Raw genomic sequence first — 12,582 nt, forward strand, 5'->3', positions numbered from 1 at the left:
CCCGGGTCGGGGACGGCGCGGGGCGCAGCGGAGGGGGCGGGCGCCGTGACGGGCGCCCGCCCCCTCGAGCCGGTGGTCAGGAGGAGCTCAGCGCTCCGCCCGGGTCACCACTCGCAGTGCACGTGGTCCGAGTGGCCGGGGTCACCGGGGCCGAGCGTGAGCGTCGCGCCCAAGGCCGAGCACGCGTTCTGCACGGCCGTGTGGTCCGCACCGCCCGAGACCGTCACTCCGTCGATGCGGTCGATGTCGACCGCGTGCCCCGTGTAGTGGCGCGAGGTGCTGGAGTGGTCCTCACCGGCGATCGAGGTGACGCGGAGGTCGAAGCCGTACTCGGTGTTCAGCGCGAGCAGGCCGTCGAGCATCGCGGGATCCAGGGCCACGTCGGTCACGCCGACATCGCCGAAGGGGCTCGTCTTCGCGGGCTGTCCCGCCGCGGTGTCGCGGACGTTGGACAGCGAGCTCGAGGCCTTGTCGTCGCCGAGTTCGTACAGCTCGATTCCCGGGTTGTCGAGGATCGCCTGGGCGGTGGCGGCCGCGCCGCCGCTCGGCGGGGGAGTGGTGCCTCCGCCGGTGCCCGCGATCAGCGCCTTCCAGGTGGCCGGCCCGACGATCCCGTCGGCCGTCAGGCCTGCAGAGCCCTGGAAGCTCGTCACGGCGGAGGCGGTACCCGCCCCGAAGACGCCGTCGACGGCGAGCGAGGAGCCGTTCGCGTTCAGCTGAGTCTGCGCGGCGCGCACGGCATCACCCGAGGACCCGCTCTGGACGGTCACGGTGAGGGCGCCCCAGGTCGCCTGGCCGATCACGCCGTCAGCGGCGAGCCCCTTCGCGGACTGGAAGGCCGTCACGGCGGCCGCCGTCCCCGGCCCGAAGGCACCGTCGACATCGAGCGACTGCCCGGAGCCGCGGAGCAGGTACTGCGCCGTCGTCACATCGTCGCCCGTGGAACCGGAGGAGAGCACCGGCCAGTCGGCGGCCTGGGCGCTCGCGGTCCCTCCGGCGACGAAGCCGACGGCGAGCAGGAGTGCGGTGACGATCGCGAGGACGCGGGCTCGGAGGCTGCGCCCTCCAGCGGTCGTCGCCTCGGTGGTCGTGGTGCCCGTGGTCGTGGTGCCCGTGGTCATCATGGTCATGGTTCTCATCCCTCGCTCGCGACGGCCTCACGGGCCAGGGTCTCCCACTGGGCGTAGGCGTCCGGATAGGCGGAGACCTGCACCGCCTGCGCGGCCTGGGTCACCGACAGAGACTGCCAGTCCGGCACGTCGAGCAGCCCTCTGTTGCTCGTCGGGCTGTTCGCCGCGCCGTAGAACGCACGCGACGCGTACACCGGGTCGACCAGCTCCGAGGCGCTGCCCCAGCCGGCCGAGGGCCGCTGCTGGAAGAGCCCGACCGAGTCGCGATCGCCGCCCGTGAGGTTGCGCAGGCGCGACTCCTGCATCGCCGTGGCGATGGCGATCACCCAGCCGTACTCGGGGACGCCTGCGGCCTTGCCCTCGGCGATGATCGTGCGGACGTTCGAGAGCTGTTCGTCGCTCAGGGTGGCGAAGGTCTCACCCGGCTGGCCGGGCTCGGGAGTCGTCCCCGAGCCGGATCCGACGAGCGACTGCCAGGTCTGCGGTCCGGCGACGCCGTCGACCGTGAGCCCGGCTGCCGACTGGAAGCTCTCGACGGCGGCGCGCGTCGCAGCTCCGAACTGGCCGTCGACGGTCAGGCCCGCGCCGGTCTTGTTCAGCTGCACCTGGAGCGCCGTGACCGCGTCGCCGGAGTCTCCGGAGGACACCGTCGTGATGAGCGCCGACCACGTCTGCTCGCCGACGATCCCGTCGGCCGAGAGTCCGCGGGCACTCTGGAAGGCGGTGACCGCGGCGGCCGTGCCGCTGCCGAAGATCCCGTCGGCGTCGACCGGCTGCCCGGCGGCCGTCAGCAGGTGTTGGAGCGTGCGCACATTGGCGCTGTTCTCGCCCTGCGCGACGACGGGCCAGGCGGCCGCGGCGGCCGAGACGGCGGACACCTGCGCGGGGGCGGCGAACGCCATCGGCGCTGTGGCCAGCGATCCGAAGGCCAGAGCGCCGCACGCGACTCCGGCGATCAGCAGGCGGCCCCGCGGGCGGCGGGACTCGTGTGCGGTGAAGTCGGGGGTGGAAGTGGACTGTCTCATCGTTCGTACACCTCTTCATGGCCGTGATGCGGCCGGATTCGTTGTCACGATCTGGAGAGTCGTTTCTCCTTGCCCTTCAGGCCTACTCCTGCGCGTCGCCGGTCCGACGGCTTTGGGATGCAGCATCCAGAGAGCGTCCACGCAATGCGGAGGCGTCTCCGTCGCGCGGGGGAGGTGGGCGCGTGCTCCGCGCGCCAGACTGCGCCCACGTCCGGTAGTGGCGACACGCCCGGCTTGCCCGCGACACGCCCGGGCTGCTAGTTTCGCCGGGCGCACCGCCGGAGTGCGCGATCGACACCTGGAGGGAGCGCGCCGTGCACCAGTACCGCAGCATGCCGCTCCCGGCTGACCGTCGGCTCCAGCCGATGATCGAGCGCTCGAAGCGCTCGCAGGCAGAACTCCAGCCCGTCGTCCGGCACCCTTAGCACCCGCCGAGGGCCCCGGACGACATACGTTTGAGGACCCTTCCCGCCCGCGCTCCTCTGCAGGGGAGGCGACGCACGACCGGTCCGCGGCATCCCGCCGCATGGAACGCGTCTCCACCCCAACCCCGGCGACCGCCGGAACCTCATCGGAGGAAGGACCATGCAGAGGATCACCGATCGACTCGTCTCCTGGGCGAGCATCCTGGACGACAACGCACGCGAGCAGGCCCTCACGGCCTCCCGCATGCCGTTCGTCTTCCCCCACCTGGCACTCATGCCCGACGCCCACCTCGGACTCGGCGCGACCGTCGGCTCCGTCATCCCGACGGACGCTGCGATCATCCCGGCCGCCGTCGGCGTCGACATCGGCTGCGGCATGATCGCCGTGCGGACCCGCTTCACCCGCGACGACCTCACGGGCCGCGACCTCGGCGAGCTCCGGCAGCAGATCGAACGCGCCGTCCCCCTCTCGGCCGGCGCCGCCAACCGGAGGGTCGTCGCCACCGCCGAACCGCGCATCGCGGAGCTGGAGGTACTCGCCGCCCGGGCCGGCGTCGATCCCGACAGCCGCGCGAAGCACTGGCGGCTCCAGGTGGGCACACTCGGCAGCGGCAACCACTTCATCGAGGTGAGCGTCGACGAGACGGACACCGTCTGGCTGTTCCTGCACTCGGGGTCCCGCGGAGTCGGCAACCGGATCGCGACCGCGCACATCCGAGTCGCCCGCGAATACTGCGCGCGCCACTGGATCACCCTGCCCGACTCCGACCTCGCCTACCTCGTCGAGGGCACAGCCGAATTCGACCGCTACATCGCCGAGCTGCGCTGGGCACAGCACTTCGCCCTGCTGAACCGCGAGGAGATGATGGACCGCGTCGTCCGGCAGCTCTCCGAGTGGCTCGGCCGCGAGGTGGAGGAGGCGGAGCGGATCAACTGCCACCACAACTTCACCGAGAAGGAGCGGCACTGGGGCCGGGACGTATGGGTCAGCCGGAAGGGCGCAATCCAGGCGGATGCGGGGCGGCCGGGGCTCATCCCCGGGTCGATGGGGACCGCGTCGTACGTGGTGGTCGGCCGGGGGAACGCGCTCTCGCTGAACTCCTCGCCGCACGGAGCCGGTCGAGAGTACTCACGGTCCGCCGCGCGCCGCACCTTCACCCGGGATCAGCTCCGGGAGGCGATGGAGGGGATCGAGTACCGCGACACCGACGCCTTCATCGACGAGATCCCTGCGGCCTACAAGCCGATCGACCGGGTGCTGGCCGACGCGGCCGACCTGGTGGAGGTGCGACACACCCTCCGCCAGCTCGTGAATGTGAAGGGCGACTGATCCCTGCCGCGAGATGCCACTTGTGTACGCGACACGCCGGGAGAGGCGTGCACAAGTGGCATCTCGCGGAGATGGACCTAGCGCAGCGTCTTGCGGGCCGAGATCTGGCCGGTGTCGAAGCCCAGCAGGTGCAGCCCGCCGTGGAACCGGGCGTGCTCGACCTTGATGCAGCGGTCCATCACCACGGTCAGGCCCTTCGACTCGCCGTACTCGGCCGCCTCCTGATTCCAGATGCCCAGCTGCACCCACACCGTGGGCGCGCCGATCGCGAGCACATCGTCGATCACCGAGGGGATGTCGCTCGCTCTGCGGAAGACGTCGACGATGTCGGGGACCACCGGGAGATCGGCGAGGCTGCGGTAGACCGGCTGCCCCAGGATCTCGGTGGCGTTCGGGTTCACGAAGTACAGCTCGTAGTCGCTCGACTGCTGCAGGTAGGTGGCGACGAAGTAGGAGGAGCGCGCCGGGTTGGGCGAGGCTCCCACGATCGCGACGGTCTTCGCCCGCCGGAGGATGTCCAGGCGCGCCCGCGCGTCGGGGCCGACCCACGTGCGTTGCGACCGCAGAGTCTTCGCGAGAGGAGAGTCGGCGGGGACGGAGCAGCTCAGCCCGTTGGAGAGCTGGACGACGGTCTCGGTGGTGCTCATGCTCAGACCTCCACGGCCGGGGTGTGCAGGGTGGTCGTCGTGTCGGCGGGCAGCTCGGTGGGAGCCTCCGGGGTGCCGTGCTTCTCGAGCGCGCGGTCGAGTGCCTGATCGAGGTCGTAGATGATGTCGTCCGCGTCCTCGATGCCGACGGACAGGCGGACGAGGCCCGGCAGGACGCCCGCGTGCAGCAGCTGCTCCTCGGTGAGCTGCGCGTGGGTCGTCGAGGCGGGATGGATGACCAGCGTCTTCGCATCGCCGATGTTGGCCAGGTGGCTGGCGAGGTCGACCGACTCGATGAAGGTCTGACCGACTGCGCGGCCGCCCTTCACGACGAAGCTGAACACCGAGCCCGGACCCTTCGGCAGGTACTTCTGCGCGCGGTCGTGGTGCGGGTGTCCGGAGAGGCCCGCCCAGTAGACCGCCTCGATGCGGGGATCGGTGTCGAGCCACTCGGCGACGCGGCGGGCGTTGTCGACGTGCGCCTGGATCCGGTACGGCAGTGTCTCGACGCCCTGCGCGAGCAGGAACGCCGAGTGCGGGGCCAGGACCGGCCCGATGTCGCGCAGCTGTTCGGCGCGCAGCCGGGTGAGGAAGCCGTACTCACCGAAGTTGCCGTCCCACGACAGGTCTCCGTAGGAGGCGACCGGGTCGTGCAGCAGCGGGAACTTCTCGCGGGAGTAGTGGAACCGCCCCGATTCGACGACGACACCGCCGAGCGTGGTGCCGTGCCCGCCGAGGAACTTCGTGGCCGAGTGGATGACGATGTCGGCGCCCCACTCGATGGGACGCACGAGATAGGGGGTCGCGACCGTCGAGTCGATGATCAGCGGGATGCCTGCGGCGTGCGCGACGGCGGCGAGACCCTCGATGTCGGCGATCTCGCCGGAGGGGTTCGCGATCGTCTCGGCGTAGAGCACCTTGGTTGCGGGGGTGATCGCGGCCGCGTAATCGGCCGGGTCGCTCGAGCGCACGAAGGTGGTGTCGACTCCGAAGCGCCGCAGGGTCACGTCGAGCTGGGTGATCGAGCCGCCGTAGAGGTTGGCGGAGGAGACGACGTGGTCGCCCGCTCCCACCAGCGCCGCGAAGGTGATGAACTGCGCCGAGAGCCCGGAGGCGGTGGCGACGGCACCGAGCCCGCCCTCAAGGCTGGCCACCCGCTCCTCGAACGAGGCGACGGTGGGGTTCGAGAGGCGTGAGTAGACGTTGCCGTACTTCTGCAGCGCGAACCGCGCGGCCGCATCGGAGGTGTCGTCGAAGACGAACGCGCTCGTCTGGTAAATCGGCAGCGCCCGCGCCCCCGTCACCGGGTCGGGGATGTTCCCCGCGTGGATTGCCCGCGTCTTGAAGCCGTACTCGCGATCTGCCATGCGATCGACGGTAGCGGTCAGCATCGACATGGTCGTGCCGCTCGGACGCATCCCGTAACAGAGCGGATCCCGTCGCCCGCCGTGCCGCTCAGAGCGCGAGCTGCACCGCTGCCAGCCCCATCGCTGCGATCGCCGCCCACGAGACCAGCGCCACGATCAGCGCCCGCCAGCCCGTGGCCAAAAGCGCTCGCACCCGCACCGCACTGCCGAGCGCGAAGAGAGCCGCCGCGAGGAGCCATGTCTGCGCCGTGTCGGCTGCGGCGAGGAGTCCGTCCGGCAGCGGCAGGACGGTCCGCAGCAGCACCGCCGCGAGGAACCCGACCACGAACAGCGGCACGATCGCGGGTCGCGACCCTCCCTCCTCCCCACCTCGGCGGGTGACGGCCGCGGCCACCGCCACCATCGGCGCGAGCAGCACCACGCGGGTCAGCTTCACCACGACCGCGACCGCCAGGGCGGAGGCGCCGGCGACCTGCGCCGTCGCGACCACCTGGCCCACATCGTGCACGGAGGCACCCACCCAGTGGCCGAACTGCACATCCGAGAGCCCGAGCGGCTGCTGCAGCGCCGGGAGCACCGCGATCGCGAGTGTGCCGCAGAGGGTGACCAGCGCGACGGGAGTCGCCTGCTCCTGGTCCCTCGCCCGGGTCGCTCCGGCCATCGCCCCGATCGCGGAGGCTCCGCAGATCGAGAAGCCGGCCGCGAGGAGCACCGGCTCGCGCCCGGGTAGCCGCAGCGCGTGGCCGAGGGCCCAGGTGAGGGCGAAGGTGGCGACCACGATCCCGACGACGACCGCGATCGCTTCCCAGCCCAGGGCCGCGATGTCGAGGAGCGAGAGCTTGAGCCCGAGGAGCACGATGCCCGTTCGCATCAGCGTGCGTGACGAGGTCTTCAGGCCCGGCGCGAGCGCTCCTCCCAGGAGCGGGCGGGCCGCCGGCAGCTGCGCGACGAGGATCCCGAGCACCACCGCCGCCGTGAGCATCGGCACGGCGGGCACAGCTGTGTGCACCAGGGCGGCGACGACCGCCGCGAGTGCGCAGGCCGCGACTCCCGGGCCCAGCCGCCCGATCAGACCCACGAGGGCAGCCACATGTGCGCCTGCCAGAACGAGAAGGATGTCTGATGCCCCGTCCACAGCGGGAGGAAGTAGGCCGTGAGCGCCGCGGCGGCGACTCCGAACACGAGCACCAGCAGGATCCCGCGGGTGCGCCTCCTGCGCTCGTCTCCCGGCCTGCCGATCACGATCCCCGCCGTCAGCGCCAGCGCCAGCATCATGTACGGCTCGAACACCACGCAGTAGAACTGGAACACCGTGCGGTCGAGGTAGAGCAGCCACGGCAGGTAGCCGGCGACGATCCCCATCAGCACGAAGCCGGCCCGCCACTCGCGGTAGCGGGCGAGGCGGTAGAGGAGGTACGCGAGCGCGAGCACGCCGGCGTACCAGATCAGCGGATTCGCGACGGAGGTGATCGCCTCGTCGCAGCGTCCGGCGGTGCAGCCGTCGACTCCGCCCGCCTGGTCGACGAAGTACATGCTGGTCGGCCGGAGCATCAACAGCCAGGTCAGCGGGTTCGCCTCGTACGGGTGCGAGGCGCGCAGATTGATCGAGTAGTCGTACATCTGCACGTGGTAGTGCCAGAGGCTCTGAGCCCAGTGCGGCACCCAGGCCAGGGCGCCGGTCCAGGCGTTGCCCGGCGCCTCCGTCGCCCAGTCGCGCGCCCAGCCGCCGCTGGTCCGGAGCCACCCCATCCAGGTGCCCACGTAGGCGACCAGGGCGATCGGCACGACCAGGAGGAAGGTCACCGGACCTTGCTTGAGGATCGCCCCGCTCGCCCAGAACGGCACGCCCGCGCGGCGGCGCAGAAGCGCATCCACGACCACCGCGTAGAGCCCGTAGGCCGCGAGGAAGTACACCCCCGTCCACTTCACTCCCGCGGCCAGCCCGAACAGCAGCCCCGCGACGAGCAGCCACGGCCGCCACCACAGGACGGGCCCCCAGCTCGGGAGGGTCCCCGCCGCCACCTTCCGCGCGAGCTGGAGCTCGGCCCAGCTCCGGTCGAGCAGCACGGCCGCCACACCGCACAGGGCGACGAACATCAGGATCCCGTCGAGCAGCGAGACCCGCGACATCACGATCGCGTGCCCGTCGATGGCGAGGAGCAGGCCTGCCAGGGAGGCGAGGGCGGTGGAGCGGAACAGCAGTCGGCCGATCGCGATCACGAGCGCGACGGCGAGGATCCCGACGATCGCGGTCGAGAGGCGCCAGCCCACGCTGTCGTCGGCTCCGAGCGCGCCCATCCCGAGCCCGATGATCCACTTGCCCAGCGGAGGATGGACGACGAACGAGGGTGCGCCGGTGAAGGTGTCGACGTCGCCGGCCGCGAAGCCCGAGTCCGGGCTCTCGGGCCAGGCGCCCTCGAAGCCCAGGTTCCAGAGCGTCCAGGCGTCCTTGACGTAGAACGTCTCGTCGAAGACGAGCGAACGCGGGTGGCCGAGGTTCCACAGCCGCAGCACCGCGGCCAGCGCCACCACGACGAGTGGTAGACCCAGCTCGTAGAGCCGACGGCGGGCGGGGGAGGCGACGAGGCGCGTGTGCAGGTCGTCGAACCAGGATCCGCGCGGCACGTCGGGGGAGGGCGTCCGCTCGCGCGGCGCTGCCGCCTCCGCAGGCTCGACCGGGACGGAGCGCGTCGACCCGGCGGCGTCGAGGAGCAGATCGTCGAAGTCGCGCTGCGGTCGGTCCGTCACCCGGCCATGCTAACCGCGCGTCCCCGCGCCGCCGGCCGCTACTGCGCCGCGTGCGCGGAACCGAGGTCCGAACGGCGGGAAGCCCCCGTCCCCGGCCGCCTCCGCATGCCCGAACTCGAGGGCGGACCCGCTCGGTCCGGCCGTCGCACCGAGGGATGCGGAGCGGCGCCCTGGGAGACTGGCCCCATGATCATCCTCGCCGGCACGCCTATCGGAAACCTCGGCGACGCCTCCCGCAGGCTCGTGGAGGCGCTCTCCTCCGCCCGCCACATCGCCGCCGAGGACACCCGCGTGACGATCCAACTCCTTCGCGCACTGGGGGTCGAGAACCGCCCCGCGCTCTACGCGCTGCACGACCACAACGAGCGCGAGCGCGCCGCCGAGCTGGTAGAGCTCGCCCGCGAGGAGGACCTCCTGGTGCTCAGCGACGCGGGCATGCCGACCGTCTCCGACCCGGGGTACCACCTCGTGGAGGCGGCCGTGGCGGCCGGAGTCGCCGTGACGGCGCTCCCCGGCCCCTCGGCAGTGCTGATGGCGCTCGCCGTCTCCGGCCTGCCGACCGACCGGTTCAGCTTCGAGGGCTTCCTGCCGCGCCGTCACGGCGAGCGCGTCTCGACCTTCCGCAGTGTCGCCGACGAACGCCGCACCATGGTCTTCTTTGAGTCGCCGCACCGCATCGGCGACGCGCTCGCCGACCTGGTCGAGGCGATGGGCCCCGAGCGTCGCGTGGTGGTCTGCCGCGAGCTGACCAAGATGTTCGAGGAGGTGCGCCGCGGCACCGCCGCCGAGCTCGCGGAGTGGGCGGCGGGCGGGCTGCGCGGCGAGATCTGCCTGGTCGTCGAGGGCGCTCCTGTCCGCGAGGCCTCGCTCGAGGACGCGCTGGTCGACGTGCTCGCCCGCGTCTCCGCCGGCTCGCGCCTGAAGGAGGCGTCGGCCGAGGTCGCCGAGATCACCGGACTCTCGCGCCGCGCGCTCTACGAGGCGGCGCTCGCCTCCCGGCGCGGCTGACGCCCGCTCAGGCGCAGGTGCCCTCCCGGCGGAACGAGTCGTCGGAGGTGTCGCTCTGGCTGACGTCCGTGCCCAGCCCGCCCGAGGCTGTGGTGACCGGGCTGGACGCGGTGGCCGACGCATCCGTGACCGAGGCGAGCTCGATGCGCAGCACGGAGCCCGGAGCCACGGGCTCGGTGGTGAACCAGTAGGCGAAACCGCTCGTGGACCGGGTGTCCACGCCGCCCAGCCGCATCGTGGTCGGAGCGCCGTCGATCGTCGCGGACGCGACCGACACTGCGGTGACGAAGCGGGTGTCGAAGGAGTAGTACACCTGCGTCCCGGTCGGCACGGCGTTCGCTCCGGTGCTGGTGACGACCAACGCGCTCACGGAGGGGTAGGTGCAGCTCCCGGTCGTGAGAGAGGCCCACTCGGCACTGATCGCGCCGTTCCACGGGACGACCGTGCCCACCTCCGCCGACCACGAGATCGAGTCGTTCGAGGGATCGGCGTCTGCGCCGGCCGGCGAGGAGAGCGAGAAGGAGTGCGGGGTCAGGTCCGGGAACGCCGCCCGGAGGTCGTGGATCGCGGAGGCGTCCTCCTGGGTGAGGACCCGGTCGAACCGCGGGGAGAACAGGACGGTGGCCCCGGCCGGGATCGGCACCGAGATCACGGCGGTGAATGTGGAGCGGTTGCCCTCGACGACGGGCCCGCTGATCGCGATCGCGCTCGCGGGGATGTCCGAGCCGTCGGCCACCCTCAGGGACGGGGAGCCGAGGACACGGTCGTCCGAGCGCATGACCACGACCGTCCCGGCCGGCGCGGCGTCGGGCCCGGCGTTGCGGACGGTCGGCGAGAAGAAGGAGTTGTAGCGCAGGTACTGGGTGCGGTCGTCGTTGTACCAGGATCCGTCGTCGCCCGAGAAGTTCTGCATCTGCAGGTCGAAGCGCGCGGCCGCGCTCGCGGCGGCGGCGGGAGTCGCGGTGGCGAGAGCGATGACCGGCAGGGTCCAGGCGGCGGCGAGGGCGGTGCGCCGGCGCAGCAGCGGATCGGTCGAGGTGGGCGCGGCGTGCGTCATGGGAGTCTCCGTCTCGAGCGGCGTCGTGGATGCGACCAGGCTAGGAGGCCCGCTGAGCAGACGTCATGTCCCGCGACATGGTGTCGCTCGGTCGAGCAGAGGTGGCTACCCGGCAGCCGCGGTCGCTCCCGTCACACGGGAGGCGGCGACTCGCGCGAACCATAGGATGGTCGCCATGTCCGACGGCGCCTCCTTCTATCTCACGACCCCGATCTTCTACGTGAACGACGTCCCGCACATCGGGCACGCGTACACCGAGGTCGCCGCCGACGTCCTCACCCGCTGGCACCGGCAGGCCGGAGACGACACCTGGCTGCTGACCGGCACCGACGAGCACGGCCAGAAGATCCTCCGCACCGCCACCGCGAACGGCACGACTCCCAAGGAGTGGGCCGACCGCCTCGTCGCGACCGCTTGGCAGCCGCTGCTCGAGACGATCGACATCGCGAACGACGACTTCATCCGCACCACGGACGCGCGGCACGAGGTCAATGTCCAGAAGTTCCTCCAGAAGCTCTACGACGAGGACGCGATCTACACGGGTGAGTACGAGGGCTACTACTGCGTCGGCTGCGAGGAGTACAAGCAGCCGTCCGACCTCGAGGAGGGCGCCGGCGACTACGCCGGCCAGTACGTCTGCAAGATCCACTCCAAGCCGGTCGAGCTGCTCAGCGAGAAGAACTACTTCTTCAAGATGAGCGAGTACACCGAGCGCCTGCTCGCCCTCTACGAGGAGCGTCCCGACTTCGTGCAGCCCGAGTCGGCGCGCAACGAGGTCGTCAGCTTCGTGCGCCAGGGCCTCGCCGACCTGTCGATCTCGCGCTCGAGCTTCGACTGGGGCGTGAAAGTGCCGTGGGACGACTCCCACGTCGTGTACGTCTGGTTCGACGCGCTGCTCAACTACATCACCGCCGTCGGTTACGGCCAGGACGAGACCGAGTTCGCGCGCCGCTGGCCCGCGACGCACATCGTCGGCAAGGACATCCTCCGCTTCCACGCGGTGATCTGGCCGGCCATGCTCATGGCCGCCGGGCTCGACGTGCCCCAGCAGGTCTTCGGGCACGGCTGGCTGCTCGTCGGCGGCGAGAAGATGTCGAAGTCGAAGCTCACCGGCATCGCGCCCGAGCAGATCACCGACACTTTCGGCTCCGACGCGTTCCGCTACTACTTCCTGCGGGCGATCACCTTCGGCCAGGACGGCTCGTTCTCGTGGGAGGACCTGTCGGCGCGCTACCAGTCCGAGCTCGCCAACGGCTTCGGCAACCTCGCCTCCCGTGTCATCGCGATGCTGCACCGCTACTACGAGGGAGTCGTGCCCGAGCCGGGCGCGCTCACCGCCTCGGAGGAGCGCATCCAGCGCACCGTCGCCGAGGCCGTCGTCTCGGCCGACCGGTCGATCGAGGCGCTCGCGATCCACGACGCCATCACCGCCGTCTGGAGCATCGTCGAGGAACTCAACGGCTACATCACCGAGCAGGAGCCGTGGGCGCTCGCCAAGCGCGGCGACCGCGAGCGTCTGGGCACCGTGCTCTACACCGCGACGGAGGGGCTGCGGGCGCTCACCGTGCTGCTGTCGCCGGTCGTTCCTCGGGCGACGACCGCCCTGTGGGAGGCGCTGGGCGTCGCGGAGTCGCTGGGCGCGCTCACCGCGCAGCCCCTGCGCGAGGCGGGTCGCTGGGGCATCCTTCCCGTCGGCACGGCCGTCGGCGCCCTCGCGCCGCTCTTCCCGCGGATCGAGGCGCCGGCCGCCTGAGCGTCCGCTCCTCGAGCGGTGCTGTCGCATCGCGGGGTCGAAGCTGAGGCCCTCTGTGCGCCGGAGGAGCGGCGACATCCGCGCTCCTCATC

General features: G+C 71.4%; 10 protein-coding genes. 3 read left to right on the top strand and 7 right to left on the bottom strand.

Translation table 11 applies throughout. From position 1 onward, the window contains the following. Positions 1-104: 104 nt before the first annotated feature. Together GSU10_RS15300 and GSU10_RS04440 are read right to left on the bottom strand one after the other, a co-directional pair. Positions 105-1,130, bottom strand: coding sequence for a peptidoglycan-binding protein (locus GSU10_RS15300; protein ID WP_241972891.1), 1,026 nt, complete (start codon positions 1,128-1,130; stop codon positions 105-107). A gap of 5 nt (positions 1,131-1,135) precedes the next feature. Continuing rightward, positions 1,136-2,155 (bottom strand): peptidoglycan-binding domain-containing protein, encoded by a 1,020-nt coding sequence (locus GSU10_RS04440; protein ID WP_082845163.1) that lies wholly within the window; start codon positions 2,153-2,155, stop codon positions 1,136-1,138. Positions 2,156-2,740: 585 nt separating this feature from the next. Here GSU10_RS04440 and GSU10_RS04445 point away from each other — a divergent pair. After that, a complete protein-coding gene (locus tag GSU10_RS04445; RefSeq protein ID WP_068211533.1) occupies positions 2,741-3,910 on the top strand; it encodes an RtcB family protein in 1,170 nt (389 codons plus the stop codon). 77 nt (positions 3,911-3,987) lie between these two features. Here GSU10_RS04445 and GSU10_RS04450 read toward each other — a convergent pair whose 3' ends face one another. The 4 genes from GSU10_RS04450 to GSU10_RS04465 all read right to left on the bottom strand — a co-directional run bounded on the left by GSU10_RS04450 (position 3,988) and on the right by GSU10_RS04465 (position 8,672). Beyond that, positions 3,988-4,557, bottom strand: a complete 570-nt coding sequence (locus GSU10_RS04450) for a CoA-binding protein (protein ID WP_068211541.1) — start codon at positions 4,555-4,557, stop codon at positions 3,988-3,990. A 2-nt stretch (positions 4,558-4,559) separates the two neighbouring features. After that, positions 4,560-5,924 (bottom strand): O-acetylhomoserine aminocarboxypropyltransferase/cysteine synthase family protein, encoded by a 1,365-nt coding sequence (locus tag GSU10_RS04455; protein WP_082845164.1) that lies wholly within the window; start codon positions 5,922-5,924, stop codon positions 4,560-4,562. An 88-nt stretch (positions 5,925-6,012) separates the two neighbouring features. Continuing rightward, complete coding sequence (locus GSU10_RS04460) at positions 6,013-7,014, bottom strand: YeiH family protein (protein ID WP_068211545.1); 1,002 nt, start codon at positions 7,012-7,014, stop codon at positions 6,013-6,015. Beyond that, positions 6,993-8,672: a dolichyl-phosphate-mannose--protein mannosyltransferase gene (locus GSU10_RS04465; RefSeq protein ID WP_236713617.1), complete on the bottom strand. Its 1,680-nt coding sequence runs from the start codon at positions 8,670-8,672 to the stop codon at positions 6,993-6,995. The genes GSU10_RS04460 and GSU10_RS04465 overlap by 22 nt, the downstream gene beginning before the upstream one ends. Positions 8,673-8,858: 186 nt before the next feature. Between GSU10_RS04465 and rsmI the strand changes: the two genes are divergently transcribed. After that, positions 8,859-9,680 carry a 16S rRNA (cytidine(1402)-2'-O)-methyltransferase gene (gene rsmI, locus GSU10_RS04470; RefSeq protein ID WP_068211548.1) on the top strand — a complete coding sequence of 274 codons (822 nt, stop codon included), beginning with the start codon at positions 8,859-8,861 and terminating at the stop codon, positions 9,678-9,680. A gap of 7 nt (positions 9,681-9,687) precedes the next feature. Here the strand turns inward: rsmI and GSU10_RS04475 are convergent, their stop codons facing one another. Beyond that, on the bottom strand, positions 9,688-10,737 hold the full coding sequence (locus GSU10_RS04475) for a hypothetical protein (protein ID WP_068211551.1): 1,050 nt from the start codon (positions 10,735-10,737) through the stop codon (positions 9,688-9,690). Positions 10,738-10,912: 175 nt separating this feature from the next. Here GSU10_RS04475 and metG point away from each other — a divergent pair, with 175 nt between their 5' ends. Next, the gene (gene metG / locus GSU10_RS04480; RefSeq protein WP_068211553.1) at positions 10,913-12,490 is read left to right on the top strand and encodes a methionine--tRNA ligase; all 1,578 of its coding nucleotides are present in this window, start codon (positions 10,913-10,915) and stop codon (positions 12,488-12,490) included. Positions 12,491-12,582: the final 92 nt, after the last annotated feature.

Source organism: Rathayibacter tanaceti (genome assembly GCF_009834165.1).
Classification (GTDB): domain Bacteria; phylum Actinomycetota; class Actinomycetes; order Actinomycetales; family Microbacteriaceae; genus Rathayibacter; species Rathayibacter tanaceti.